Source organism: Micromonospora sp. CNB394, from assembly GCF_000374985.1.
Classification (GTDB): Bacteria; Actinomycetota; Actinomycetes; order Mycobacteriales; family Micromonosporaceae; genus Micromonospora; species Micromonospora marina.
Genome location: NZ_KB895863.1, coordinates 12,989 through 39,904 on the forward strand (window position 1 = coordinate 12,989; position 26,916 = coordinate 39,904).

Here is a 26,916-nt window from a genome sequence, read left to right on the forward strand (position 1 = left end):
TCCCGAGGAGCGACCGCCGCGCGGTTCGGTTCGCCGTCAGAGCGATATCTGATCGATAGCCATATCCATCGATTGGCGCTACGGCCCATGAAGGGCGGTGTGCAATCTCTGACCTGCGCGTTCAACCTCACCACGATCTTGTTCATCCTGGTTGAACACGGCAGCCGCGATGGACTCAGCAGCCGGCGGGCGGGGTGCCGTCCTCCAAATCGAGGTCCTGATCTGTATTCCCTTAGTGTCAGCGCTTGTCGGCGGACGTGGCCCACCACCCATGCCGCAGACCCACCCGCACCACTCCGAGCCCCATACCGACCGCCCGCCTGTCGGGCTGTTCCTCGTTCCCACCCACCGCCGAGACGCGCCGCTGGTCGACCCGGCAGCCTGGCACGGGATCGACCCGCAGCGCCTCGCTTGGCTGATCCGGAACTACACCCGCGACGGCGATCTAGTGGCAGACCTCGACAACCACCCGACCGTGTCGAAGGCCGCCCGGTATCTGCACCGCCGCTCGGGGACCATCACCACAGAGGGTGACCGCCTTCGAGTCACCGACGGACGGCCCGTCCGCGCCCGGTGCCTCGCCGAGGACGGCGTTGCGCTGTTGCTGGCTGGACTGCCTCGCCCCGACGCAGACCACCTCGGATTGCACGACACCGCCGAGGCGATGCACCGGTGGCACCGGCTACTGCGCCCCGGCGGGTTCATCCTCGTCGCGCTGCCCGCCCGGGGCCTTGAGCCGGGTCAAATCTCGCGGCGAAGCGCGGTCATCAGCGCCGCCCGCAACGCCGGGTTGCGCTACCACCAGCACCTCCCAGTGGTCCTGCTTCCGCTCCCGGCGCACGACCCGCGCACCGACGCGGCCACCGCCGCGAGCACTCAGCCCGCACTGCTGCACGGGCAGCACCTTCGCACCCATCTGGACGTCCTGGCGTTCACGGCGACCACCCTCGACCAGGAGGACACTGATGCGTGAGCCCATCCCCACCGCCGCTTCCGCCTTCGACCTCGACGCCAGCGACGTTGCGCGGCTGTTCGCTCTCATCGCCGATGGGGTGCAGGGCTCAGTTCTGCTGACCGGACAGACTGCATCCCGGGACCTGCGGCGCGGCCGGTACACCCCGGCCTCCATGGAGCACCCGGGCAAGATGCTGCCCACCATCCCCCGCTACCTGACCGCCACCTACACCCAGCCCGGCGACCTGGTCGTAGACCCGATGGCCGGCATCGGAACCACCGTCGTAGAGGCCATGCACCTTGGCCGGCACGGCATCGGCGTCGAGTACGAGAACAGGTGGGCGCAGCACGCCGCCGACAACATCCAACTCGCCACCAGCCAAGGCGCGACCGGCGCCGGCGAGGTCTACACCGGCGACGCCCGCCGGCTGCCCGCCCTGCTGCCGTCCGACGTTCATGGCCGGGTCTCGCTGGTCATCACCTCACCCCCGTACGGGCCGTCCACTCACGGCCACGTCCGCACCCCTGGCCCCCGCCGGGGCAAGGTCCGCAAGATCCACCACCGCTACGGTGCCGACGCCGGCAACCTCGCCTACACCGAACACGCCGAACTGGCCGAAGGGTTCACGCAGATCCTCACCGGCTGCGCCGCCGTGCTGCGGGCCGGCGGGTACGTCGCGGTCACCGCCCGCCCCTACCGGCGGCGCGGGGAACTCATCGACATCCCCGGCATGGTCGCCGCCGCCGGACTCGCCGCCGGACTGACCCTGGTCGAGGAACTCGTGGCGCTCATCGCCGGAGTCCGCGACGGGGTGCTGGTGCCGCGGGCCTCGTTCTTCCAGATGAAGAACGTCCGCGACGCCATCAACACCGGTGACCCGCAATGGCTCATCCAGCACGAAGACCTCCTGCTGTTCCAGCTCGGCCGGTCGCATGACAACCCGCAGAGCTCCGCACGGAGCCGGTCCACCCTCGCCGCACCGCACGCCGGCCACGGGCTTGATGACTTCACCCCCACCAGCGTGGATCGACGGGCACACCTGGCGCGCCCCGCCAACCCCGGCGGCAGCGCCACCCACCTCCGGTCCCAGCGGGGCCGGGACGCTGAAAGGACATCCGCACCGTGCCCGCCCGCACACCCCACACCCGGATCCGAACGGCCCATGAACACCGCCCACCAGTGGCCAACCGGCCCGGACGCACCGCGCCAGCAAGCCGGGGCATCCGACACGGCAGGCCGGCTGTGAGCGCCTCGACCGCCGGTGATTGGCGGCCCGATCCTCTCCTGACCATCGAGGACGTTGCCGACTGGTTGGGCAAACCCAAGAACACCCTCTACGCCTGGCACAGCCGAGGCAAGGGACCACGTGCCATCCGCGTTGGCAACACCCTGCGCTACCGGCGCAGCGAGGTCGAACGCTGGCTCGACGCCCACACCGACCCGGAGCGCTGAGCCGTGGCCCGACCTCCGCTACCCATCGGCACCTGGGGCGCGATCCGCACCGAGAAGCTCGGCCCCAACCGGTACTGCGCCCGAACCCGATTCCGTGACCACGACGGCAGGACCCGCGATGTCGAGGCCACCGACACCACCGGCCCCGCCGCCATCCGGGCACTCAAGGTCAAACTTCGCGACCGAGTCACCCCTAACGACGACGAGATCACCAGGGATACTCACGTCAGCGTCCTCGCCAAGCTCTGGTTGGACGAGATAACTGCGGAGGAACGTGTCACGCCGCAGACGATCAGTAGGTACGAGATCAGCGTGCGTGTTTCGATCGAGCCCGCCCTCGGCGAGCTGCGTATCCGAGAGGCCACCGCAGGCCGCCTCGACAGGTTTCTGCGCAAGGTCGCCGAGGATCGTCCGTCAGCCGCCAAAGGCGCGAAGGTTGTCCTCGGCCAGATGTTCGCCTTGGCTGTACGCCGAGGCGCACTCACGGCCAACCCCGTGCGCGACACGGGCCGACTGCGTAACCCGCGCCGCAAGGTGGTGGCCCTAGAGGTAAAGCAAATGAACGAGGTTCGCGAGGCGATCCGGAGGTGGCAGCAACCCGCCCCCGGCAAGTCAGGACCTCGGCCGACCGGCGACCTGGCCGACATCGTCGACCTCATGCTCGCCACCGGCGCCCGCATCGGCGAAATTCTGGCGCTGCGCTGGGAGGATCTCGATCTTGCCGCTGAACGCCCGACGCTCACCATCTGCGGCACGATCGTCTATCTCAAGGGCAAGGGCTTCTTCCGGCAGGAGTGGACGAAGACCGACGCCGGTTTCCGAACGGTCGTCCTGCCTCGGTTCGCGGTCGGGATGCTGATGGGTCGCAAACTCAACGTTGCCGACAATCCCCACGACGCGATCTTCGCCTCCCGGCGCGACACCTGGCTGTCACCGCAAAACGTGCGCCGCCAGTGGCGGCAAGCCCGCGCCGACGCCGGCCTCGAATGGGTCACCCCGCACACCTTCCGCAAAACCGTCGCCACCCTGATCGACAAGGAGGCCGACGCCAAAAGCGCCGCAGCCCAGCTCGGGCACGCCACCGAGCAGGTCACCAATAAGCACTACATCGTCAAACCCGCCCTCGCCCCGGACAGCTCCGACATCCTCGAACAGCTTGGGGCAGGTCCGGAGATCACCGGCCCTGCACCTCAAGATCGCGGGAAGCGCCGGGCCAAGTAGACCCTGCGCCCCCGCTGGCAGGGTCGCTGAACCTGATCGCCGGTAGGCGTTTCTGGGGGGTTTTCGGGGGGCGATTCAAAACTACATCGATGAAAATGAGGCCCTGACCAGCACTGATGCTGGTCAGGGCCTCACTCTGAGCCGCCTGACGGAATCGAACCGTCGACCTACGCATTACGAGTGCGTCGCTCTAGCCGACTGAGCTAAGGCGGCAACGATCCCCGAGTGTACGGCACGCCCCGCCGGAAGCCGAACCGGATCCCCCCGCCCCCGGAACCCGGACACCGGACCACATCAGCCCCGCCGCGGGAGAGACTTCGCGCGCCGACCGGACTACCCTGCGGCGGGTGACCGACGAACCGCCGCGACCACCGGCTCCCGAGGCGCATCCCGGCGAGCGGGCCACCCGCCGCCCCCGCAGCATCGATCCCCGGGAGCTGGGTTTCACCCCGCGCCGGCCGGTGCCCTGGCTCGCGCCGCTGCTGCTGATCAGCACCGGCCTGCGTACGTTGCTGGCCATGCTGTTCGGGGCTTACCTGGACAAGCGCGAGTTGCAGAACGCGTTCAGCGACGGCACGTTCCGGCAGGTCGGGCCGGACGGCGGGCTCTGGCTGGACTACGTGGCCGACCTGGGTGACGGCTTCGACGCCACGTACTCGGTGGCGTACCTGCTCGCCCAGCCGGAGCTGACAGTGGACGGGCATCGGCTTCCCCGCGCGCAGACGCTGGTGATGGGAGGCGACCAGGTCTACCCGGCGGCGGGCTACGAGGCGTACGAGGACCGGTGCAAGGGCCCGTACCAGGCGGCGCTGCCGGTCGCCCCGCCGGAGCGGCCGACCCTGTTCGCGGTGCCGGGCAACCACGACTGGTACGACGGGCTGACCGCGTTCCTGCGCCTGTTCGTGCGAACCCGGGACCGGCACTTCGCCGGCTGGGGCACCGGCCAGTCCCGCTCGTACTTCGCGGTCGAACTGCCGGCCGGCTGGTGGCTGCTCGGCCTCGACGACCAGTCCGGGTCGTACCTGGACGACCCGCAGCTCACCTACTTCGACGAGGTGGCCCGCAAGCTCACCCCGGAATCCAAGGTGATCCTGGCGGTGCCGGCGCCGACGTGGGTCAAGGCCGTCGACCACCCCAACGCGTACGACTCGATCGACTACTTCATCCGTACCCTCGTCGCACCCACCGGAGCGCAGGTACGGGTGCTGGTCTCCGGCGACCTGCACCACTACGCCCGTTACGCCGGGCCGGACCGGCAACTCGTCACGTGCGGCGGCGGCGGCGCCTACCTGTACCCCACGCACCGGCTTCCGGAGAAGCTGGAGGTGCCGCCGCGTGACACGCTGACCCGGCGGGCCAGCAACACCCGGGAGTACGACCTGGCCGCGCGCTACCCGGACAAGGCGCGCTCCCGCCGGTACGGCTGGGGGATCTTCGCCCGGCTGCCGTTCCGCAACCCGGGCTTCACCACGCTGCTCGGCACCCTGCACACGTTGCTGATGCTGGCCATGGCCGGGGTGGCGGTGCAGCCGGAGGGCACCACCGAGCAGCGGCTGTTCAGTGTGCCGCTGGCGATCATGCTGGTGGTGGCGATGATGGGGGCGGTGTTCTTCGCCAAGCCGCCCACCGCGGGCGGGAAACGGCACGCCCGGCACTGGATCCTCGGGGTGGCGCACGGTGTGGCCCAGGTGGCGCTCGCGGCCGGTGGCACGTGGGTCTGGTTGCAGTTGCCGTTCTACGACTGGCCGTGGCCGCTGCCGGCGGTCGCCGCCGTGGTGCTCTACGGCCCGGTGAGCGGGTTGGTCGCCAGCCAGCTCGTGGCGCTCTACCTGCTGGTGGCGGGCGCGTTCGGGGTGAACCTGAACGAGCTGTTCGCGGGGCAGGGCATCGAGGACTCGAAGGCGTTCCTGCGGTTCCGGATCGACAGGGACGGCACGCTGACGATCTATCCGATCGCCGTCGACCGGGTGTCCCACGACTGGCAGCTCAACCCCGACGACTCCCCCACCGCCTCCTGGCTCACCCCGAAGACCCCGCTTACCCCCCGCCTGGCCGAACCCCCCATCGTCATCCGCTGACCCCACCCGGCACACACCTGGCCGGGAGAGGGCGGGGAGTGGGACGGGTCAGGGCTGGGGGTAGTGCTGGTCGTGGGCCTGCCTCGGGCCGCAGACCGACGCCCGGGAGCACATCGAGCGGGAGCCGTCGGCGTCCAGCCGGACGGTGACCGCGTCGCGCGGGACGCTGTGGCCGACCACCTTGCCCTCGCCGTTCGGCGTGGACACCCGGCTGCCGACCGCCGGTGCCGACTCCTGGAACTTCTGGTACAGCGGGTGCTCGTACTTCAGGCAGCACATCAGCCGCCCGCACGCGCCGGAGATGCGCAGCGGGTTGAGCGGCAGATCCTGGTCCTTCGCCATCCGGATGGTCACCGGCTCGAAGTCGGTGAGGAACGTGGCGCAGCACAGGTCACGCCCGCAGGAACCGATGCCGCCCTGCACCCGGGCGGAGTCCCGGGCGGAGAGTTGCCGCAGCTCCACCCGGCAGTGCAGCGTCGCACCCAGGTCGCGGACCAGCGAGCGGAAGTCGACGCGGTGCGGCGCGGTGAAGTAGATGGTGGTGCGGTCGCTGCCGTTCTCCGGCATGGCCAGCACGTGGTCGACGGCGACCACCTTCATCGGCAGGCCGTGTTCGCGGATCAGCCGCTTGGCGGCCACCTTCGCCTCGGCCTTGCGCCGGCGCAGCATCTCGTCGCGGCGCAGGTCGTCGTCGGCGGCGATCCCGGCCAGCTTCGGGAACCCGTCGGTGTCCTCGCTGACCCACTGCGCGGCCCAGACGCACTCGGCCACCTCGGGCCCCTCGTCGGTGGGCACCAGCACCCGGTCGCCCACCTCCGGGCGCAGTTCGCCCGGGTCGAGGTAGTAGAGGCGCCCGTACCGGTTGAAGCTGACCGCGCAGAGCATGCCCATACGCCCCACCCTACGCGGATCGACGCCCACCGCACGGCGCACCTGTCGCCGCCCGGTCACCCACCGCAGCGATCATCGTGGTCGGCCCGGCCGAACCGGCCCCGTCGCCTCGCCCGGACGGCTGAATCTCCGGCCGACCCCTGACAAACACCGCCCGGACGCGTTGAGTGAAGGCATGCCTGCGGGGGGTGCAGGGGAAGGCCACGGCGTCGCCGCCGTCACCCGGCCACGGCCGGATCGGCGCGCGACGCCGTGGACCGTCAGTAGCCGATCCGGGTGGTGCCGCCGTAGCGCGGGGCGGCGGTGGCGCGGTCCCGCCACGGCGCCTCGGCCAGGCTCGGCCCCCACTGGCGCAGCAGCGTCTCGGCGCCGTCGTAGGCCACCCCGAGCACACCCAGGATCCTCGTGGCGATCTCGGCCGCGGCCGACGCCCCGGCCCGTCCGGCCTCGTCGCCCGGCCTCGTCGCCGCGTGCACCGCTACCGCCTCGGCCGAGCCCAGCACCTCGGCGAGCGCGCGGGCCAGCGCGGCCCGGCTGCCCTCCACCCAGCCGGCCAGCGCGTCGGCGTAGCCCGCCGTCGACTCCAGCCGCCCGACCAGGCTCTCCGGCCCCTCGTCCAGGTGCCGCAGCAGGGCGGCACGTGCCTCGTCGTACGCCGCCGCGGCAGTGCCGGACCAGGCGACCTGGTCGGCCAGCAGTGCACACGTGTCGTCGTACCCCCGGACGAGCCGGCGCACGGCGTGGCCGGCTCCGGTCAGCGGCGCGGGATGCAGGTCGAGGAACTCGCGCACGGCCGCGCCGGGAAGCACCTGCATGCGGCGCAGCAGCGGCCAGAGCCGGTGCCCCTCGGGCGCACCGGCGGCCAGCAGCGTGTCGACGCGGGCGAGCAGGTCGAGCCCCGGCTCGGTGAGGCGGTCGAGCGCGTCCATCAGGCCTCCCGGGCCAGCCGCCGGGCGACCGCGTCGTCGGCGGCGGCGTAGCGGTCGGCGGCGCTGCGCAGCGCCGCCGCGGCGGCGGCCAGCCGGACGGCGGCGGCCTGCGCCTCGCGCGCCCGGTCGGCGGTGGCAAGGGTCCACTGGCGGTGCAGCGCGCGGCCCACCTCACCGGGGCGGCCGGTGGCGTGCGCGCCGAACGCGGGGTGCGGCGGGTCGGTGGCGGTCACCGTGCGGGAGAGGGTGGCGAGGGTCGCGCCGGCCTCGTCGAGACGGGCGGCCAGGGCACGCAGCGTCTCCATGTCAGGCCCCCGCCAGCGGCCGGTAGGCCGCGAACGTCTCGTTGTGCAGCTTCTCCCGCGCCCACTGCGCCGCGTCGGCGGCGGCGGTGACCGCGGCCTGCACCGAACCGGCCACGTCGCGCGGGCTGCGGTGGTGCAGCGGGCCGAGGAAACGCACGTCGGTGATCCGCCCGCCGGCGGTCACCACCACCTCGACGAGCCCGTCGGGTGAGCGGACGGTGACCTCGACCGTCGCGACCGCCTGGTCGAACTCGGCCTGCAGGTTCTCGATCCGGCGGTAGCGCCGCACCGCCTCCTCGATCCAGGCCTCGTCGATCTCGCCCCGCGGCATCGGCGAACTCCTCCCGGCCGGTCCGGCCTTCACTGAGCGTGCCGCCTCGGTCACCACGGCATCACCGGACCGTACCGCACGTCAATCGCGCGTGTCGATGCCCTGTGGACAGTGTGGAAGGGCCCGGCTCAGCCGCGCCAGAGGGCCAGCATCATCGCCTCCACCGCGATCCGCGGCTTGACGTTGGCCTCGATCGCCGCGCGGCACTCCAGCACCGCCTCCAGGCGGCGCAGCGAACCCTCGGCGTCCCACTTCTGCGCGCCCGCACCGGCGAGCGACGCCGTGTCGGTGTGCACCGGTGCGACAGGCGCCCGCAACGCCATGATGAGCGCGTCCCGGTAGAACCCGGCCAGGTCGACCAGGGCCCGGTCCAGCGCGTCCCGCTGGGCGCGGGTGGCCCGCGACTTCTGCCGCTTCTCCAGGTCCTTGAGCTGACCGGCCGCGCCGCGCATGGCGCCGGCCGCGCCCCGGCCGGTGCCGCCCGCGCCGAGCGCGGTCTGCAACGCCGTACGCTCCGCCTCGTCGATCTCCGCGACGGAGGCGGCGGCCTCCGCCTCGGCGGCCTCGATCAGCGCCGAGGCCGCGTCGAACGCCGCGCCCACGCCGGTCAGCCGACGCGGTACGGCCAGCACCGCGTCACGCCGCTGCCGGGCCTCCGGGTCGCGGGCCAGCCGCCGGGCCCGGCCCACGTGCCCCTGCGCCGCCGCGGCGGCCCACTCGGCCACGTCCGGCGCGATGCCGTCGCGCCGGACCAGCACCTCGGCCACCGCGGCCGGCGGCGGCTGCCGCAGCGGTACGACCCGGCAGCGCGACCGGATGGTCACGGAAATGTCGTCCGGGTGGGTGGACGGGGCGCAGAGCAGGAAGACGGTACGCGGCGGCGGCTCCTCGATCGCCTTCAGCAACGCGTTGCCGGCGGCCTCGGTGAGCCGGTCGGCGTCCTCGATGATCACGATCTGCCACCGGCCGCCGGAGGGCGCGCTGGCCGCCCGCAGCACGAGGGCGCGCATCTCGTTGACGCCGATGGACAGGCCCTCGGGCACCACGAGGCGTACGTCGGCGTGGGTGCCGGTGAGTGTGGTGTGGCAGCCGGGGCAGCTGCCGCACCCGGTGCCGTGCACGCACTCCAGGGCGGCGGCGAACGCGCGGGCGGCCACCGATCGGCCCGATCCGGGCGGACCGGTGAAGATCCAGGCGTGGGTCATCCCGGCGCCCGGATCGGCCGGCCCCGGGTCGCCGTCGTGCTCCTCGGCGAGCGCGTCGAGGTCGTCGGGCCCGCCCGCGGGGGCCGGCACCGGCGCGCGCAGCAGGGCGGCGGCCGAGGCGGCGGCCCGCCGCAGCGCGGCCACCGCCTCGTCCTGCCCGACCAGGTCGCCGAAGACGTCGGTCATCGTCGGGGTTGCTCCATCGTCACCAGCTCCGCGTCGGATAACTCGGGCTGGACCGAGGTGTCCGGGCCCTGCGCCGGACGGGGGTGCGCGATACCGGCCGGATCGGCCAGCAGCTCGCCCACCCGGCGGGCCACCGCGTCGGCGGTCTCGCCGACCGGGCGGGACGCGTCGAGCACCAGGTATCGCTTCGGGTCGCCGGCGGCGAGGTCGAGGAAGGCGTACCGGACCCGCTCGTGGAACGTCAGCGACTCGGCCTCCAGCCGGTCGGCGCCCTCGTTGCGGTCCTCGACCCGGCTCAGGCCGGTGCGCGGCTCGACGTCGAGCAGCACCACCAGGTCGGGCTTGAGGCCGCCGGTGGCCCAGGAGGAGAGCCAGGAGACCTCGTCCACCGGCAGCGTCCGGCCGGCGCCCTGGTAGGCGAGCGACGAGTCGACGTACCGGTCGCTGATCACCACCGCGCCGCGTACGAGCGCCGGGCGGACGACTGTGGCCACGTGGTGCGCCCGGTCGGCGGCGTAGAGCAGCGCCTCGGCGCGCGGCGACGGTGCCTCGCCGGGGGTGGTGCCGAGCACCAGGGAGCGGATCCGCTCGCCGACCGGCGTGGCGCCCGGCTCGCGGGTGACGACCACGTCGCGGCCCTGCGCGCGCAGCCGCTCGGCCAGCTCGGCGAGCTGGGTGGACTTGCCGGCACCCTCGCCACCTTCGAAGACCACGAACAGGCCGCTGGAGACGAACGGCTCGGCCGGCATCAGCGGGCGGCCCCGGATCGAGCCCCAGAGGTCGGCGAGGACCGGCACGCCCTTCTTGTCGTCCATCTGGCCGAACGCGCTGATTCCGGCGATGATGCCGGCCGCGCCGGCGGCGAGCAGCAGCAGGCGCGTGGAGGAGACGGAGATGCCCAGGTCGGCGATGGTGAACTCGCGGGAGCCGCCGACGCCGACCAGGAGGCTGCTGAGCGCGATGGCCAGGATCAGCACCAGCCGGGTGCCGATCTGCACCACCGCGAAGACCCGGCCGCGTACCTCGTCGGCGACCTCGCCGCCGAGCAGCGTGGTGCCGGCCAGGAACGCCATGCCGGCGCCGGCGCCGACCAGGATCGCGCCGAGGATGGCCATGGACAGGTGGATGGCGAAGGCGAGCACCAGCACCGAGGCGCTGGCGAGCACGATGCTCATGCCGAACCAGCGGCGGCGGGACATGTCCCGCACGATCATCGGCCCGAGCCCGATGCCGAGTGCCAGGCCGACGAAGATCGCGCCGAACAGCAGCGAGAAGGCGGCGTCACCGGCGCCGAGCGAGTTGGCGAAGAACTTCCCCGTGCCGACCACGATGCCGCCGCCGGCGAACGCGCCGAAGATGCCCAGCACCAGGCCACGGACGAGCGGGGTCTGGCCGATGTATTTCCAGCCCTCGGAGAACTGCCGGAACATGCTCTGCTCGGTGCGCTCCGCCTCGCCGCGTTGGGCCTCGCTGATCTCCTTGATCCCGAACGCCACCACGAGCGCGGTGGCCAGCCGGGAGAAGGCATTGAACCAGAGCGCGAGCTGGGCCGGCTCGGCCCAGTCGGGCAGGTTGCCGCCGACCGCGCTGGGCAGGCCGCGGGTCAGCACGGCCAGGGCGACGGCCGCGGCCACCGGCGTGAGGCCGTACGTGGTGATCAGCGTGAGCTGGTTCGCCGCCTCCAGCCGGGTACGCGGGATGAGGTTGGGGACCGCCGCCTCCTTGGCCGGGATCCACATCAGCGTGATCGACTCGATCAGGAACGTGGCGATCAGCGCCCAGCCGACCACCAGCCCGCCCGCGGCACCGGTGAGCGCGTACAGCGGGATCGAGGCGAACAGCACGAAGCGCAGCAGGTCGCAGATGACCATTGTCCACCGGCGGTCGAACCGGTCGGCGAATACACCCGCCACCGGGCCGAGCACCAGCGCCGGGAGCAGGCGGATCGCGGTCACGCCGCCGAACGCGGCGCCCTGGGCGGTGCTGCCGGAGACCTGGGAGGCGGCGAACAGCGCGGTGGCGAGCAGGCCGAGCCAGTCACCGAAGGAGGCGGCGCTGAGCACGATCCAAAGCCTGCGGAACGGCCGGATGCGCAGCACCGACCGGATGGCGGCGGCCCCGGAGTGGTCGGCGGCTGTCCCGGGCGACGACACGCCGGGCGACTCGCCGTTGTTCTGGCTTTCGATGGCCGTACCTCCACGTGCCGGCCCAGGTCTGGGCACCCCCGGTGAAACACTCTAGTCGCGCATGAGGGGTCGTCCCCCGCGACATTCACCTGCTCGCCGAGCCTAGGCCGCCGGGACCACCGCCCGCAGCCCGGACAGACGTGAGGGTATTTCGCATTGCCGTCCAGACAGTTAGCGTGCAGACGTGGCCATCGACCGTGACAAACTTCGCGAGCGTCTCGACCGGGCGACCGCTCACCTCGACCCGCCGTACGCCGTGGTCGACCTCACCGCGTTCGACGCCAACGCCGAGGCGCTCGCCGGCCGTTCCGGCGGCAAGCCGCTGCGCGTGGCGAGCAAGTCGGTACGCGTGCGCGAGCTGCTGACCCGGGCGCTCAAGCGTCCCGGGTGGCACGGCGTGATGGCCTTCACGCTGCCCGAGGCGCTGTGGCTGGTCCGCTCCGGGGTCAGCGACGACGTGCTCGTGGCGTACCCGACGGCGCACCGGGGCGGCCTCGCCGAACTGGCCGCCGACCCGGCGCTCGCCGACGCGGTGACGCTGATGGTCGACGACACCGGGCAGCTCGACCTGATCGACCGGGTGCGCCCGCCCACGCGCCGCCCCGCGCTGCGGATCTGCCTCGACCTGGACGCCTCGTGGCGCCCGCTGGGGGGCCGGGTGCACGTCGGCGTGCGCCGTTCCCCGGTGCACAGCGCCACGGCGGCCGGCGCGCTCGCCGCCGCCGTCGCCGGCCGGCCGGGCTTCCGGCTGGTCGGCCTGATGTCGTACGAGGCGCAGATCGCCGGCCTCGGCGACGCCCCGCCCGGACAGGCGGTGCTCGGCTCGGCGATCCGCGTCGCCCAGCGCGGGTCGTACCGGGAACTGCTGGCCCGCCGCTCGGCCGCGGTCAGCGCGGTCCGTGAGCACGGCGACCTGGAGTTGGTAAACGGCGGCGGCACCGGCAGCGTGGCCGCCACCAGCGCGGACCCCGCCGTCACCGAGGTCACCGCGGGCTCCGGCCTGTACGGGCCGACGCTGTTCGACGCGTACCGTGCCTGGCAGCCGACCCCGGCGGCGTTCTTCGCCTGCGCGGTGGTCCGCCGCCCGGCGCCGGGGCTGGCGACGGTGCTCGGCGGCGGCTGGATCGCCTCCGGACCGGCGGCGGACAGCCGGCTGCCGCGGCCGTGGCTGCCGGCGGGGCTGAGGCTGCTCGGCGCGGAGGGCGCCGGCGAGGTGCAGACCCCGCTGGCCGGGAAGGCCGCCGACGACCTGCGCGTCGGCGACCGGGTGTGGTTCCGCCACGCCAAGGCGGGTGAGCTGTGCGAACACGTCAACGAGGTGCACCTGGTCGAGGGGGACGCGGTGGTCGCCACCGTGCCGACCTACCGGGGCGAGGGGCACGCCTTCCTCTGACGTGCCGTGACGTGACGACGGCGGGCCCCGGCGCACCCGGGAACCCGCCGTTCGGCGTGCCGCTCAGCCCTGGTGGACGACCTCCGTGGGAGCGTTCACCTGCCGGTGCAGGTACTCCCGGATGAGCGCCTTGGCCTCGACCAGCACCCGCTCGTCGCCGTCGGCGCGGCGGCGGAAGGCCAGCTTGATCAGGGCGTCCGCGGCCTCCACCGCGACCTCCAGGTGGAACCGCAGGTCGGGCACCCCGGCCAGGCCGAAACGCTCGGTGAGTACGCGGGCGAGTTGCTCAGCGATGACCCCGTTGTTGTCCCGCTGGTCGTCCAGCAGGTGCAGGTCGACCACGTCGCCGAAGTGCAGGGTACGGAAGCCGGGAACGGTGCGGTGCATCGAGATGTACTCGTCGATCGCCGCGTCGACGCCGTCCCACCAGTGGGTCAGGTCGTCCGAGGAGAACCGCTCGTCGAGCCGCTGGAGGTAGGACTCCATGGTGCGCAGGGTCAGCGCCTGCACGATGGCCCGCTTGTCCGGAAAGAACTGGTAGACCGACCCGATCGCCACCTCGGCGCGCTCGGCGAGCAGGGTCGTGGTCAGACCTTCGTACCCCACCTCGTCGACGAGCTCGGCGCAGGCGTCCAGCATCCGCTGGACCCGCGCGACACTTCGACCCTGCACCGGTACCCGACGCAGCGGCCCGGTCGTGGCGGCTGGTGTGGACACTCGGCGCCACCCCCCTTCGACGGATGAACATATCTGCACGTCACGAGTCTGTGACTACCGGTACAACGAGCCGGGCTCGATTGCGGTATTTACCAGGCACAACGTTCCTGATATGAATTCAGTTCATATTCATGTCGAGGAGTGGCCGTGACGACCGGTACCACCGCCACCTGGTCCAACTGGGCCGGCAACCAGCACAGCACCGCGCTCCTCACCGTGCGCCCGCGTAGCGTCTCCGACGTCGTCGAGGCGGTCCGCCAGGCCGCCGCGGCGGGCCGGACCGTCCGGGCCACCGGCAGCGGCCACTCCTTCACCGCCGCCGCCGTCGCCGACGGGCACCGCATCGACCTCGCCGCGCTGAAGACCGACGTCACCGTCGACGTGGCGCGGCGCCTGGTCACCGTACCGGCCGGGATGACGTTGCACACGATCAACGATCTGCTCGCGCAGCACGGGCTCGCGATGCCGAACCTGGGCGACATCGACGCCCAGACCATCGCCGGTGCGCTCTCCACCGGCACCCACGGCACCGGCGCGGAACTGGGCTGCCTGTCCACCTTCGTGGCCGGGCTGACGCTGGTCACCGGCACCGGCGAGGTGCTGCGCTGCTCGGCCGAGCAGAACCGCGACGTGTTCGACGCCGCCCGGGTCGGGCTCGGCGCGGTGGGCGTGCTGGTCGAGGTCACGCTGCGCTGCGTGGACGCCTTCGTGCTGCGCGCGCACGAACGCCCGGCCGCGCTCGCCGAGGTGCTCGACGACCTGCCCGCCCTCCACGACACGCACGACCACGCCGAGTTCTACTGGTTCCCCTACACCGACCGGGTGCAGATCAAGACCAACGACCGGGTACCCGCCGACGACCGGCCGCTGCCCGGCTGGCGCGGCTGGCTGGACGACGAGTTCCTCTCCAACACCGTGTTCGCCGGCGCCTGCCGCCTGGGCCGCGCCGTTCCCGCCCTCGCCCCCACGATCAGCGCCGTCTCCGCCCGCGCGCTCACCGAACGCACCTACACCGGCCGCTCCGACCGCGTGTTCTGCACGCCGCGCCGGGTCCGCTTCCTGGAGATGGAGTACGGCCTGCCGCGCGAGGCGCTACCGACCGCGCTGGCCGAGCTGCGCCGGATCGTGGACCGGCTGCCGTTCAAGGTGCTGTTCCCGGTCGAGGTGCGGTTCACCGCCGCCGACGACATCTGGCTGTCCCACTCGTACGGGCGGGACTCGGCGTACATCGCCGTGCACCAGTACGCGGGCATGCCGTACGAGCCGTACTTCCGCGCGTTCGAGCAGGTGGCGACGGAGTTGGGTGGCCGCCCGCACTGGGGCAAGCTGCACTGGCGCAACGCGGAGTCCCTCGCGAGCGCCTACCCGAGATTCGCGGACTTCCAGTCCGTCCGCGCCCGCCTGGACCCGTCCCGCATCTTCCAGAACCCCTACTTGAGCCAGGTCCTGGACGCCTGACGATCTTGGAAGGAAAGGGCCCCCATGGGGGCCCTTTCCTTCCAAGATCTCGGCTTGGCCTCAGCCTCGCCAGCCGGCCGCCCGCAGTGCGGCGCGGAGTTGGGCGATCACCTCTTCGGGATGGGCGCGCAGGGCCCAGGCGGGGAACCGGAGAACCCGGTCACCCTCGACCCACAGATCGTTCTGCCGGCGCATGTCCGCCCACGCGTGCGCCGGATCCAGATGCTGGCCGCCGTCCACCTCTACGTGCACGCGCCACTGCTCGAAATACGCGTCGAGGTAGCGCCGCCGCCCCGCGGAATCCCGGCGGACCACCTGTCGGGTCGGCTCGGGCAGCCCGGCGCCGCGTACGAGTGTGAGCAGATCCAGTTCGCCCAGGGAGTGCGCACCGCCGGCCGCATCGGTGGCGGTGGACAGGATCAGCTGCCGACGGCGGATCCGGGGCATCCGCTCCACCACCTCGTGCAGGTCGTCGCCACCGACCAGCCGTTGCTGAAAGGCAGCCGCGACGATCGCGCGGGCCTGCGTGTCGGTCGGCGCCCACTGCGCGGCGTCGACGATCGATCGAGCCGCCGTCGTCCGGGGCGGCGCCGCCACCGGCACCACGTCGGAGCCGGGCAGGTGGATCGTCCGGTGCGCCAACACGCCGGCCGGAAGCGGGGATCGACGGGTCGCGACGGGCAGGAGCAGATGGACCACCCGGCTCGGGAACCCCCGCAGCCCGCCCGCCTGTGCAGCGGTCACGCCACCCAGGAGTGCGGTGGGACCGGCTGCCAGCACCGCGATCCACCGGAGTTGCGCGGAGCCGATCGGGCCGTTGTGCGCGACGAGAACCGCACGATGCGCCTGTCGCCACCGGCCGGTCGTCACCCGGTGACGGATCGCCCTACGCGTGAGGTGCGCCCGTGCCTGCTGGAGGCTGAGCACGTCCTCCTGCCGGAAGAGCAGCCAGGTCAGTTCGTCCGCGTCATCCGACGGCAGCGCCCGCCGCATCCCCGCCCAGGAGTTCCCCACCTACCCACGGTGGCCCCCGACGCGGCTCCTTCGCCGCCCCTGTGGACAACCACCAGATCTTGGAAGAAGACGGCCCTCATAGAGGCCCTTTCCTTCCAAGATCTCGGGAGGGGTCACTCCTTCGGGGTTGAGGTCGCCTTCTTGGGAGCGGCCTTCTTCGCGGGAGTTTTCTTCGCCGCCGTCGCCTTGGCGGCCGTCGTCTTCTTCGCGGCCGTCGTCTTCTTCGCGGCCGTCGCCTTCTTCGCCGGGGCGGCCTTCTTCGCCGCCTTCTTCTTCGGCGCCGGGCCCTTCGCGCGCTTCTCGGCCAGCATCTCCGACGCCTGCTCCAGCGTCAGCTCCTCCGGTGTCTGCCCGCGCCGCAGCGACGCGTTGAACTCGCCGTCGGTCACGTACGGCCCGAAGCGCCCGTCCTTGATCACCAGCGGCTTCTCGGTGAGCGGGTCGTTGCCCATCTCCCGCAGCGGCGGCGCGGCGGCCCGGCGCTGGCGCGTCTTCGGGGCGGCCAGCAACGCCAGCGCCTCGTCCAGCGTGACGGTGAACATCTTGTCTTCCGAGTCCAGCGAGCGGAACTCGTCACCGCGCTTGACGTACGGGCCGTAGCGGCCGTTGTTGGCGAACACCTCGGCGCCGTCCGGGGCCACGCCGATCAGCCGGGGCAGGCGCAGCAGCTGCAACGCCTGTTCCAGGGTGAGGCTGTCCGGCGACTGCGAGCGCAGCAGCGACGACTTGCGCTCGCCGCTGGCCACGTACGGGCCGAACCGGCCGGACTTGAGCAGGATCGGCTCGCCGGTCGACGGGTCGTCGCCGAGCTTGCGCTCACCTCCGCCGCCGAGGAAAAGCTCGTGCACCTTCTCCGGGGTCAGCTCGTCCGGCGCCAGTCCCTCCGGGATCGGTGCCCGGTCGCCCTGCGAGCCGCCCTCCTCGCCCTCACCCTCACCCGAGGCCGAACCCGAGACCGAATCCGAGCCGGGCAGCGCCCGCTGGAGGTACGGCCCGTACCGCCCGACCCGGACGACGACCTCGCGGCCCTCGTCGTCGGTGAACAGCGGGATGGAGTTGACGCTGCGCGCGTCGATCTCGCTGAGGTTCTCGGTGACCAGCTTCTTCAGACCACCGGCGTGCGCGATGGCCTGGTCGCCGGCACCGTTGGTGCTGCCGAAGTAGAAGGAGGTGAGGAAGTCGACGGCGGCGTGGTCGCCACCGGCGATCTCGTCCAGCTCGTTCTCCATGCTGGCGGTGAAGTCGTAGTCGATCAGGCGCGGGTAGTGCCGCTCCATCAGCCCGATCACCGCGAACGCCAGGAACGACGGGGTCATGGCCTGGCCGCGCTTCACCACGTACCCACGATCCTGGATCGTCTGCATGATCGACGCGTACGTGGAGGGCCGGCCGATGCCCAGCTCCTCCAGCGCCTTGACCAGCGACGCCTCCGTGTAGCGGGCGGGCGGCTGGGTGTGGTGGCCCTGCGCGGCCAGCTCGTCGGCGGTCAGCGGCTGGTCCTTGACCAGCGTGGGCAGCCGCCGCTCGGCGTCCTCCGCCTCGGCGTTCTCGTCGTCGCTGGACTCGACGTACGCGCGCAGGAAGCCCGGGTCGGTGATGGTCTTGCCGGTCGCGCCGAAGTCGGCCTCCTCCTGGGCGGAGGAGACGGCGCGGATGCGCACCGACACGCTGGAGCCGACCGCGTCGGTCATCTGCGAGGCGATGGTGCGCCGCCAGATCAGCTCGTAGAGCTTGAACTCCTCGGCGGACAACTCCTTGGCCACCTCGCCCGGGGTGCGGAAGTTGTCGCCCGCGGGGCGGATCGCCTCGTGCGCCTCCTGCGCGTTCTTCACCTTGCCGGTGTAGCGGCGCGGCTCCGGCGGCACGCTGCGCTCGCCGTACAGCTCGACGATCTGCCGGCGGGCCGCCGCGACGGCCGTCTCGGACAGGTTCACCGAGTCGGTACGCATGTAGGTGATGTAGCCGTTCTCGTACAGGCGCTGCGCGGTGCGCATCGTCTGCTGCGACGAGAACCGCAGCTTGCGGGCCGCCTCCTGCTGGAGCGTGGAGGTGATGAACGGCGCGTACGGGCGGCGGCGGTAGGGCTTCTCCTCGACCCGGGTGACGGTGAACGGCTGGTCGGCCAGGCGGGCGGCCAGCCCCCGGGCCCCGCCCTCGTCGAGGTGGACGACGCCCGCACCGGCGCGGACACGACCCGTGGTCGGCTCGAAGTCCTTGCCGGTGGCGATCCGGTCGCCGCCCAGCGCGACGAGCGTGGCGTTGAACGTCCGCGGGCCCTCGCCCGGCTTCGCCACCGCGAGCGTGGCCAGGATGTCCCAGTACTCGGCGGTGCGGAACGCCATCCGCTGGCGCTCCCGCTCGACCACGATCCGCGTCGCCACGGACTGCACCCGGCCCGCCGACAGCTTCGGCATGACCTTCTTCCACAGCACCGGCGAGACCTCGTAGCCGTAGAGGCGGTCGAGGATGCGCCGGGCCTCCTGGGCGTCGACCAGGTCGCGGTCGATCTCCCGGGGGTTCGCCACCGCGGCCTGGATGGCCGGCTTGGTGATCTCGTGGAAGACCATCCGCTTGACCGGCACCTTGGGCTTGAGCGTCTCCACCAGGTGCCAGGCGATGGCCTCGCCCTCGCGGTCCTCATCCGTCGCCAGGAAGATCTCGTCGACCTCCTTGGCCAGCTTCACCAGCTTGCTGATCTGCTGCTTACGGTCGGGTGAGACCACGTAGAGCGCGTGGAAGCCGTTGTCGACGTCGACGCCGAGTCGCGCCCACGGCTCACCCTTGTACTTCGCCGGGACGTCGGCGGCGTTGCGGGGCAGGTCCCGGACGTGGCCGAAGCTGGCCTCCACGACGTACCCCGGGCCGAGGTAGCCCGAGATCGTCTTGGCCTTCGCCGGTGACTCGACGATGACCAGACGGGTGGTTCCAGCGTTGCTCGGCACGTCTCTCCCCGACCTCACTCCTACGCCATGCCCGCTTCGGGCCGTGCTGCGCCACCCGGACCACAGGCGGTCCGGATGTCCAACGTAACGCGCCGTCCGCGTTCCGGGTTTCGTGGGCGGCAGACGGGCCGCCCACCCGGCGACCGCCGGCCGCACCCTGCCGGACGGCGTCACGGTACACCGTGGGTAGGGCGACAGGCGGGTCACTGTGACGATCGCCTGCCCCCGGCGGGGCCCTTCCCGGTGTCCGGCTTCGGACAGCGGCGGTCAGGCCGGCGACCCCGGCCAGTCCGCCACCGGGGCCGTCGCCGGCCGTTCCCCCACCAGCTCCGCGAGCCGCGACATCCGCCGCCCGCCGATCCGGAACGCGGGCCCGCCCTCGTCCGGCTCGACGAACGCGGCCGGCAGGCCCACCGCCGCCAGCGCGGCGCGGACCACCGGCCAGGACTGCTCGTCGGCCGGTCCGAGCCGCAGCCGGAACCCGGCCGGCTCGGCCGTGCCGGCCGCCGCCGCCCAGAGCCGCAGCCGCCGCCCGTCCAGGTGGAAGCGGGCCGGTGGCCGCTTCACCGGACCCCGCAGCCAGGCCCGCGCGAGCGGCGCCAGCATGCTCGTGTACGCGGTGCGCACCCGGTGCCGCCCTTCCTCGGTCGGCTCCCAGCTCGCCGGCACGCCCCGGGCGCCCAACTCGGCCACCAGCACGTGCACCCGCCAGGCGGCGTCGACCACCACGGAGATCCGGGCCGTGCCCCCCATCCGCCCCACCTCACCCGGTCCGGCGAGCAGGCCGGCGAGGTCCGCCAGCGTGGGATCGGCCGCCTCGGTGGAGAACAGCGAGGGCTGGCGGGCCGGTTTCGGGGTGGGAGGGGTCAGCGACACTCCGGGACCTCGTCGAAGGCCTCTTTCAGCTCGGTCGAGTTGAGTTTGCTGGTGTCCAGCGCACTCGCGTCGTACTCCTTGTTGAGCGTGTCCACGGCGGCGCGTACACCGTCGTAGAACGGACCGGCCTGGGCGGTGTCGAGCCGGTCGACGGCGGACCGGGCCCGGCCGTACGCGTCGCGCATCTTGCTCAGCGACCCCAGGAACCCGGCGGACACCTCGGCGCCGCGCTCAGCCTCGGGCACACCCGCCTCCTCGACCTTGCGCCGGGCCGTCTCGCTGGCCTGCTCGGCACCGGCGAAGAGCCGGACCAGGTTCTCCTTCGCCTGCGCCGGGGTGGTCTGCGCGGTCATCTGCTGCTGCGTGCTGCTGGTCAGCTTGGAGATCTCCGCGCGCCACGGGGTGAGCGCCTGGCACACCGACGCGGCCCAGGCCCGAGGGGCGGGACCGCCACCGCAGCCGCTGACGACGAGGACCAGCGTGGCCAGGACCACCGTGAGCTTTCCGGCGGTTGCCGCCCGGCGCGTACGCATGCGATGCAGCGTACGACCTCCGGGCGGAACCGCCACCGGTCAGGTTTGCCGGGCCCGGGGTTCCCGGCCGGCCCGCGCCGGCCGGGAACCGTCGCGTGCGATCAGGCGTTCGCCGTCTCCGGACGCTGGCCCGGGGTGCCGGCCCCGCTGTCCTCGTCGGTCATCGCCACACCCTTGCGCTTGCTGAACACCACGGCGCCCGCGATGACCAGCGCGGCGACCACGGCGATCGTGATACGCAGCGGGTTGTTCCTGTCGTCGCCCACGCTCCAGGCGACGACGGCCGGTGCGATCAGCAGCGACACCAGGTTCATCACCTTGAGCAGCGGGTTGATCGCCGGGCCGGCGGTGTCCTTGAACGGGTCCCCGACGGTGTCGCCGATGACGGTGGCGGCGTGCGCGTCGGAACCCTTGCCGCCGTGCGCACCGTCCTCGACCAGCTTCTTGCCGTTGTCCCAGGCGCCACCGGAGTTGGCCAGGAACACCGCCATCAGCGTGCCCGCGCCGATCGCGCCGGCCAGGTACGCGGCGAGCGCACCCGCGCCGAGGCCGAAGCCGACGGCGATCGGAGCCAGGATGGCCAACAGGCCGGGGGTCATCAGCTCGCGCTGCGCGTCCCGGGTGCAGATGTCGACGACCTTGCCGTATTCGGGCCGCTGGGTGCGGTCCATGATGCCGGGCAGCTCGCGGAACTGGCGGCGCACCTCCATCACCACGGCACCGGCCGAGCGGGAGACCGCGTTGATGGCCAGCCCGGAGAAGAGGAAGACCACGGCCGCGCCGATGATCAGGCCGACCAGGTTGCGCGGGTTGGCGACGTTCAGCAGCTCGTCGATCAGTGCGGTGGTGTCCTGAGTTCCCGTCGCGTCCGCGTACGCCGTCTTGAGCGTGTCGGTGTACGAGCCGAACAGCGCGGTCGCGGCCAGCACCGCGGTGGCGATCGCGATGCCCTTGGTGATCGCCTTGGTGGTGTTGCCGACGGCGTCCAGCTCGGTGAGCGTCCGCGCGCCGTGCTCGTCGATGTCGCCGGACATCTCCGCCACGCCCTGGGCGTTGTCGGAGATCGGGCCGAACGTGTCCATCGCGACGATGACGCCGACCGTGGTGAGCAGGCCGGTGCCGGCCAGGGCGACGGCGAACAGCGACAACGTGAGCGAGCTGCCGCCGAGCAGGAACGCGCCGAAGACGCCGGCGCCGATCAGCAGCGCCGAGTAGACGGCCGACTCCAGGCCGACGCTGATGCCGGCGAGGATGACGGTGGCCGCGCCGGTCTGCGAGCTCTTGCCGATGTCCTGCACCGGGCGCCGGTTGGTCTCGGTGAAGTAGCCGGTGAGCGCCTGGATCGCGGCGGCCAGCACGATGCCGATCACGACCGCGCCGATGGCCACCAGCCGCGGATTGCGGTCGACGTCGGTCAGCCCGCCCTCCAGCTCGGCGAACGTGGCCGGCAGGTACGCGAACGCGGCGATCGCGACGAGCACGGCGGCGATCAGCGCGGACAGGTAGAAGGCCCGGTTGATGGCGGTCAGGCCGTTGCGGTCGCCGGCCCGCAACCGGGTGATGAAGACGCCGACGATCGCGACGAGCACGCCGATGGTGGAGATGATCAGTGGGAAGACCAGGCCGGTCTCGCCGAACGCGGCCCGGCCGAGGATCAGCGCCGCGACGAGCGTGACCGCGTACGACTCGAACAGGTCGGCGGCCATGCCGGCGCAGTCGCCGACGTTGTCGCCCACGTTGTCGGCGATGGTGGCGGCGTTGCGCGGGTCGTCCTCCGGGATGCCCTGCTCGACCTTGCCGACGAGGTCGGCGCCGACGTCGGCGGCCTTGGTGAAGATGCCGCCGCCGACCCGCATGAACATGGCGAGCAGCGCGGCGCCGAAACCGAAGCCCTCCAGCACGGTCGGGGCGTCACCCCGGAAGATCAGCACGACCAGCGCCGCACCGAACAGGCCGAGGCCGACGGTGAGGAAGCCGACCACGCCGCCGGTGCGGAAGGCGATCTTCATGGCGCCCTCGCGCCCGCCTTCACGCTCCCGCGCGGCCGCCGCCACCCGCAGGTTGGCGCGGGTGGCCAGCCACATGCCGGCGCCGCCGATGAACGCGCTGAACAGCGCGCCCACCACGAAGAACGCCGAGCGGCCGACCTTCACCAGGGTCTCGTTGCCGTCGGTGTCGTGCACCGGCAGCAGGAACAGCAACACGACGGCGATCACCACGAAGATCGCCAGCGTGCGGAACTGCCGCAGCAGGTACGCCGACGCGCCCTCCTGCACCGCGCCGGAGATCTCCTGCATGTTGGTGGTTCCCTTACCGGCCGCCAGGACCGCCCTGGTGAGGGCGGCTGCGAAGACGAGCGCCACCAGCGCGATGACCGCGGCGATGACGACGTACGTCACGTTGGCTCCGGTAAGGGACAGTGCGCCGCCGTCGGCGGCCAAGGTCCCGGACATCTATGTCCTCCTGTACCGAACACTCGCGCCGGCCCGTGGAGACGCACGGGCCGACGCCTGGATGCGAACTCGCCAGCGCGCGCCATCCACCCGTTCCCGCTGGCTGCGGGCAGCGATCACTTGCTGACAACCCGGGTACTGTAGCCCTCCGGCGTGGCGGAGGTCACAGGCAGGGGGCACCGTGTCTCGATGATCTTCGTAACTGTGCTATGCGAAAAAATCTGATATATGGCGCGGCCGATACGACGAGGCCGCGCTCCCCCCGAGGGGAACGCGGCCTGCGTGTTGCGGGTCGGGTCAGGCGCGACGGGCCGGCCAGGACATCCACACCTCGGTGCCGACACCGTCGTCGACCGGGCGGACCTGGAGATCCTCCACGAAACCGGCGAGCAGCGCGAAGCCCACGCCGGTGGTGAGCGCGTCCTCGCTGAGCGACTCCTTGGCCAGCTCGTCCGGGCCCAGCGCGGCCAGGCCGAGGCCCGCCTCGATCGGGGCCCGGTCCACCACCCGGACCGTGTAGCCGCCGCCGTCGGACATCTCCACGTACACCGGTTCGGCCAGGCCGTACTGCCGGTGCAGCGCGACCGCCCGGGTGCACGCCTCACCGATGGCCAGGCGCACCTCGTCCAGCAGGTCCTCGCGTACGCCGGCCCGCCGGGCCACCGCGACGCCGACCAGGCGGGCGGTGCGCACGTGCACCGGGGCCGGAGAGAAGGACAGCTTGACGGTGGCCATCACGCGCCGGTGGAGTCGGCGGCGATGGCCGCGTCGACCGTCGGGTGCAGCGGGAAGACCTGGTCCAGGGCGGTGATCCGGAAGATCTTGAGCAGCGGCTCCTTGTCGCAGACGAGCGCGAAGGAACCACCGGCCGCGCGCAGCCGCTTGAGCGCGCCGACGAGCACACCCAGACCGGTCGAGTCGAGGAAGTCCACCCGGCCGAGGTCGACCACCACGTGGCGGGCCCCGCCGTCGATCAGCTCCAGAAGCCGTTCCCGCAGGCGGGGGGCGGTGTAGACATCCACCTCACCGCCGACCTCGAGCACCGTGTGCTCCCCCACGGCGCGGGTCGCCAGCGACAGCTCCATCGGCCCCTCCTCGGTAAACTCTCCTGGGCATCTAACCATCCCCCCGCGCGGCCCCCGCGGGTCACCGCCGGAGCTGTTCCCTTACCCCCACCCTGCGGTTTCCAATTCCGAACACCAGTGCGAGAGTGCAGGACGTGACCGACCACAGCCCCGGCCCACGGCGTGCGCCGGGCGAGCTGCTGCGCCGGCTGCGGCTGCGTCACGCCACCGACCCGGTCACCCACGTCGAACACGTCCCGGCCCGCGCCGGTGAGCCGGTCGGGTGGCCCGGCTGGACGCCGGAGGAACTGCGGGCGGCGTTCGCGCGGCGCGGCGTCGTCGCCCCGTGGCGGCACCAGGCCGAGGCCGCCGAGCTGGCGTACGCGGGGCAGCACGTGGTGGTCGCCACCGGGACGGCGTCCGGCAAGTCCCTGGCGTACCAGCTTCCCGCGCTGAGCACGCTGCTCGCCGACCCGCGCGCCACGGTGCTCTACCTGGCGCCGACCAAGGCGCTCGCCGCCGACCAGCTCCGCGCCGTCGCCGGTCTCGAACTCGACGGGGTACGCCCCGCCACCTACGACGGCGACACGCCGCGCGCCGAGCGGGAGTGGATCCGCCGGCACTCCCGGTTCGTGCTGACCAACCCGGACATGCTGCACCACGGCATCCTGCCCGGCCACGCGCACTGGTCCGGGTTCCTGCGCCGCCTCGCGTACGTGGTGGTCGACGAGTGCCACACCTACCGGGGCGTCTTCGGCTCACACGTCGCGCACGTCCTGCGGCGGTTACGGCGGCAGTGCGCCCGCTTCGGGCGTACCCCGGTGTTTCTCCTGGCCTCGGCGACGTCGGGTGACCCGGCGGCAGCGGCCGGGCGACTCACCGGCCTGCCCGTCACCGCCGTCACCGAGGACACCTCGCCGCGCGGCGGGGTGACGTTCGCGCTCTGGGAGCCGCCGCTGCTGCCGCCCACCGACTCGGCTCCCGACGCCGACCTCGTCCAGGTCCGGCGCTCCGCCCTGCGCGAGACCGCGGACCTGCTCGCCGACAGCGTGGTCGAAGGGGTACGCACGCTCGCGTTCGTGCGGTCCCGCCGGGGCGCCGAGGTGGTGGCCGCGAACGCCCGGCGGGCGCTCGACGAGGCGGTACCCGGGCTGGGCGGCCGGGTGGCCGCCTACCGGGCCGGCTACCTGCGTGAGGAACGCCGCGAGCTGGAACGGGCGCTGCTGCACGGCGACCTGCTCGGGCTCGCCTCCACCAACGCGCTCGAACTCGGCGTCGACCTGGTCGGGCTGGACGCGGTGCTGATCTGCGGCTGGCCCGGCACCCGCGCGTCGCTGTGGCAGCAGGCCGGCCGGGCCGGGCGCTCCGGCGACGAGGCGCTCGCCGTGCTGGTGGCCCGGGACGACCCGCTCGACACCTACCTGGTGCACCACCCGGAGGCGCTGTTCGGGCGGCCCGTCGAGGCGACGGTGCTCGACCCGGCCAACCCGTACGTGCTCGCACCGCAGCTCGCCTGCGCCGCCCACGAGTCCCCGCTCAGCCCGGCCGACCTGGACCTGTTCGGCGAGGGCGCGAAGGAAGCGGTGGACTCGCTGGTCGAGGCGGGGGCGCTGCGGGAGCGGCCCACCGGCTGGTACTGGCGGCACCGGGAACGCCCCGAGGTCGACCTGCGCGGCTCCGGCGGCGCCCCGGTGTGCGTGGTGGAGGAGTCCACCGGCCGGCTGCTCGGCACCGTCGACGGCGGGTCGGCGCACTTCCTGCTGCACACCGGCGCGGTCTACCTGCACCAGGGCGTCTCGTACGTGGTCGACTCGCTCGACCTCGCCGACGGGTGCGCGCTCGTGCACGCCGAGGAGCCGGACTGGTCCACCCACGCCCGCGACGTGACCTCGCTGTCGGTGGTGTCGGTCCGCTCGTACGTGGACGCCGGGCCGGTCGGGCTGTTCCTCGGCGAGGTGGACGTGACCAGCCAGGTGGTGTCGTACCAGCGGCGGCGCATCGCCACCGGCGAGGTGATCGACACCCGCCCGCTGGACCTGCCGGCCCGGGAACTGCGCACCGTCGCGGTGTGGTTCACGCTCTCCCCCGAGTCGCTGACGGCCGCCGGTGTCGAGACGGCGGACGTGCCGGGCGCGCTGCACGCCGCCGAGCACGCCGCCATCGGCCTGCTGCCGCTGATGGCGACCTGCGACAGGTGGGACATCGGCGGGCTCTCCACCGCCCTGCACCCGGACACCGAGGCGCCCACCGTCTTCGTCTACGACGGTCACCCCGGCGGCGCGGGGTTCGCCGAGCGGGCGTACGGCACCGCCGCCGCCTGGTTGCGCGCCACCCGGGACGCCGTCGCCGAATGCGGCTGCGAGACCGGGTGCCCGTCCTGCGTCCAGTCCCCGAAGTGCGGAAACGGCAACAATCCGCTGGCCAAGGCGGAGGCGGTGACGGTCCTCGACGTGGTGCTGACCAACCTCGCCACGGCCGGGCGCGCGGGCGGCCTCCCGTCGCCGGAGGCGGACCCGGGCCTCGAGGCGGGGCACGGAGGGGCGCTGCCCCGGCAGGGCGACCGGGTGACCCGCCCGGCCCCGGCGGCGGGTGGTTCCTGACCTTCTCCGGTGCCGGGGTATCTGGTTGGTGGGACGGGTGCATGAGCGCGCGGCGGTCGGGGCATTGATGCATGGGAGCGCTTCCATGCATCATTTCCGGTAGCGCACAGGTGACCCGAGACCCGTC

Annotated in this window: 22 protein-coding genes and 1 tRNA gene; 8 read left to right on the forward strand and 15 right to left on the reverse strand. The window is 72.6% G+C overall.

What is annotated here, in order from left to right; all coding sequences use genetic code 11:
• Nucleotides 1-271 precede the first annotated feature (271 nt).
• The 4 genes from C569_RS0126595 to C569_RS0126610 are packed head-to-tail and all read left to right on the forward strand — an operon-like array spanning nucleotide 272 to nucleotide 3,628.
• Nucleotides 272-973, forward strand: coding sequence for a hypothetical protein (locus C569_RS0126595; protein WP_018788776.1), 702 nt, complete (start codon nucleotides 272-274; stop codon nucleotides 971-973).
• Complete coding sequence (locus C569_RS0126600) at nucleotides 966-2,201, forward strand: TRM11 family methyltransferase (RefSeq protein ID WP_018788777.1); 1,236 nt, start codon at nucleotides 966-968, stop codon at nucleotides 2,199-2,201. Before C569_RS0126595 ends, C569_RS0126600 begins: the two co-directional genes overlap by 8 nt.
• Nucleotides 2,198-2,407, forward strand: a complete 210-nt coding sequence (locus C569_RS0126605; RefSeq protein WP_018788778.1) for an AlpA family transcriptional regulator — start codon at nucleotides 2,198-2,200, stop codon at nucleotides 2,405-2,407. Before C569_RS0126600 ends, C569_RS0126605 begins: the two co-directional genes overlap by 4 nt.
• A 3-nt stretch (nucleotides 2,408-2,410) precedes the next feature.
• Complete coding sequence (locus C569_RS0126610) at nucleotides 2,411-3,628, forward strand: site-specific integrase (protein WP_018788779.1); 1,218 nt, start codon at nucleotides 2,411-2,413, stop codon at nucleotides 3,626-3,628.
• 139 nt (nucleotides 3,629-3,767) lie between these two features.
• On the opposite strand, the gene C569_RS0126615 is transcribed toward C569_RS0126610, so the two are convergent.
• Nucleotides 3,768-3,841: transfer RNA gene (locus C569_RS0126615), tRNA-Thr, on the reverse strand.
• Between the two features lie 134 nt (nucleotides 3,842-3,975).
• On the opposite strand from C569_RS0126615, the gene C569_RS0126620 reads away from it, so the two are divergent.
• Complete coding sequence (locus C569_RS0126620; protein ID WP_018788780.1) at nucleotides 3,976-5,706, forward strand: metallophosphoesterase; 1,731 nt, start codon at nucleotides 3,976-3,978, stop codon at nucleotides 5,704-5,706.
• A 48-nt stretch (nucleotides 5,707-5,754) separates the two neighbouring features.
• Here the strand turns inward: C569_RS0126620 and C569_RS0126625 are convergent, their stop codons facing one another.
• The 6 genes from C569_RS0126625 to tmk form a co-directional block, all read right to left on the reverse strand.
• Nucleotides 5,755-6,597 (reverse strand): regulatory iron-sulfur-containing complex subunit RicT, encoded by an 843-nt coding sequence (locus tag C569_RS0126625; protein ID WP_018788781.1) that lies wholly within the window; start codon nucleotides 6,595-6,597, stop codon nucleotides 5,755-5,757.
• A gap of 260 nt (nucleotides 6,598-6,857) precedes the next feature.
• Nucleotides 6,858-7,526, reverse strand: coding sequence for a hypothetical protein (locus tag C569_RS0126630; RefSeq protein ID WP_018788782.1), 669 nt, complete (start codon nucleotides 7,524-7,526; stop codon nucleotides 6,858-6,860).
• Entirely contained in the window at nucleotides 7,526-7,831 is a 306-nt protein-coding gene (locus C569_RS0126635) for a hypothetical protein (protein ID WP_018788783.1), read from the reverse strand. Before C569_RS0126635 ends, C569_RS0126630 begins: the two co-directional genes overlap by 1 nt.
• Nucleotide 7,832: 1 nt before the next feature.
• Nucleotides 7,833-8,162 (reverse strand): YbaB/EbfC family nucleoid-associated protein, encoded by a 330-nt coding sequence (locus C569_RS0126640; RefSeq protein WP_013473591.1) that lies wholly within the window; start codon nucleotides 8,160-8,162, stop codon nucleotides 7,833-7,835.
• 128 nt (nucleotides 8,163-8,290) lie between these two features.
• On the reverse strand, nucleotides 8,291-9,553 hold the full coding sequence (locus tag C569_RS0126645; protein WP_018788784.1) for a DNA polymerase III subunit delta': 1,263 nt from the start codon (nucleotides 9,551-9,553) through the stop codon (nucleotides 8,291-8,293).
• Nucleotides 9,550-11,652 carry a dTMP kinase gene (gene tmk, locus C569_RS0126650; RefSeq protein WP_081636043.1) on the reverse strand — a complete coding sequence of 701 codons (2,103 nt, stop codon included), beginning with the start codon at nucleotides 11,650-11,652 and terminating at the stop codon, nucleotides 9,550-9,552. Before tmk ends, C569_RS0126645 begins: the two co-directional genes overlap by 4 nt.
• A 271-nt stretch (nucleotides 11,653-11,923) precedes the next feature.
• On the opposite strand from tmk, the gene C569_RS0126655 reads away from it, so the two are divergent.
• On the forward strand, nucleotides 11,924-13,132 hold the full coding sequence (locus tag C569_RS0126655; protein WP_018788786.1) for an amino acid deaminase/aldolase: 1,209 nt from the start codon (nucleotides 11,924-11,926) through the stop codon (nucleotides 13,130-13,132).
• A 63-nt stretch (nucleotides 13,133-13,195) separates the two neighbouring features.
• Here C569_RS0126655 and C569_RS0126660 read toward each other — a convergent pair whose 3' ends face one another.
• A complete protein-coding gene (locus tag C569_RS0126660; protein WP_018788787.1) occupies nucleotides 13,196-13,771 on the reverse strand; it encodes a TetR family transcriptional regulator in 576 nt (191 codons plus the stop codon).
• 219 nt (nucleotides 13,772-13,990) lie between these two features.
• Between C569_RS0126660 and C569_RS0126665 the strand changes: the two genes are divergently transcribed.
• On the forward strand, nucleotides 13,991-15,307 hold the full coding sequence (locus tag C569_RS0126665; RefSeq protein ID WP_018788788.1) for a D-arabinono-1,4-lactone oxidase: 1,317 nt from the start codon (nucleotides 13,991-13,993) through the stop codon (nucleotides 15,305-15,307).
• Between the two features lie 60 nt (nucleotides 15,308-15,367).
• Here C569_RS0126665 and C569_RS0126670 read toward each other — a convergent pair whose 3' ends face one another.
• From C569_RS0126670 to C569_RS0126700, 7 genes are all read right to left on the reverse strand, one after another.
• On the reverse strand, nucleotides 15,368-16,321 hold the full coding sequence (locus tag C569_RS0126670) for a DUF559 domain-containing protein (RefSeq protein WP_231394901.1): 954 nt from the start codon (nucleotides 16,319-16,321) through the stop codon (nucleotides 15,368-15,370).
• Between the two features lie 113 nt (nucleotides 16,322-16,434).
• A complete protein-coding gene (gene topA / locus C569_RS0126675) occupies nucleotides 16,435-19,263 on the reverse strand; it encodes a type I DNA topoisomerase (RefSeq protein WP_018788790.1) in 2,829 nt (942 codons plus the stop codon).
• A 267-nt stretch (nucleotides 19,264-19,530) separates the two neighbouring features.
• Nucleotides 19,531-20,139, reverse strand: a complete 609-nt coding sequence (locus C569_RS0126680; protein ID WP_018788791.1) for a hypothetical protein — start codon at nucleotides 20,137-20,139, stop codon at nucleotides 19,531-19,533.
• Nucleotides 20,130-20,672: a hypothetical protein gene (locus C569_RS0126685; RefSeq protein ID WP_018788792.1), complete on the reverse strand. Its 543-nt coding sequence runs from the start codon at nucleotides 20,670-20,672 to the stop codon at nucleotides 20,130-20,132. The genes C569_RS0126680 and C569_RS0126685 overlap by 10 nt, the downstream gene beginning before the upstream one ends.
• A gap of 101 nt (nucleotides 20,673-20,773) precedes the next feature.
• Nucleotides 20,774-23,125, reverse strand: coding sequence for a sodium-translocating pyrophosphatase (locus tag C569_RS0126690; RefSeq protein WP_018788793.1), 2,352 nt, complete (start codon nucleotides 23,123-23,125; stop codon nucleotides 20,774-20,776).
• Between the two features lie 297 nt (nucleotides 23,126-23,422).
• Nucleotides 23,423-23,860 carry an ATP-binding protein gene (locus C569_RS0126695; protein ID WP_018788794.1) on the reverse strand — a complete coding sequence of 146 codons (438 nt, stop codon included), beginning with the start codon at nucleotides 23,858-23,860 and terminating at the stop codon, nucleotides 23,423-23,425.
• Complete coding sequence (locus tag C569_RS0126700) at nucleotides 23,860-24,210, reverse strand: STAS domain-containing protein (protein WP_018788795.1); 351 nt, start codon at nucleotides 24,208-24,210, stop codon at nucleotides 23,860-23,862. Before C569_RS0126700 ends, C569_RS0126695 begins: the two co-directional genes overlap by 1 nt.
• 134 nt (nucleotides 24,211-24,344) lie before the next feature.
• Here C569_RS0126700 and C569_RS31130 point away from each other — a divergent pair, with 134 nt between their 5' ends.
• Nucleotides 24,345-26,789: a DEAD/DEAH box helicase gene (locus C569_RS31130; RefSeq protein ID WP_036347033.1), complete on the forward strand. Its 2,445-nt coding sequence runs from the start codon at nucleotides 24,345-24,347 to the stop codon at nucleotides 26,787-26,789.
• Nucleotides 26,790-26,916: the final 127 nt, after the last annotated feature.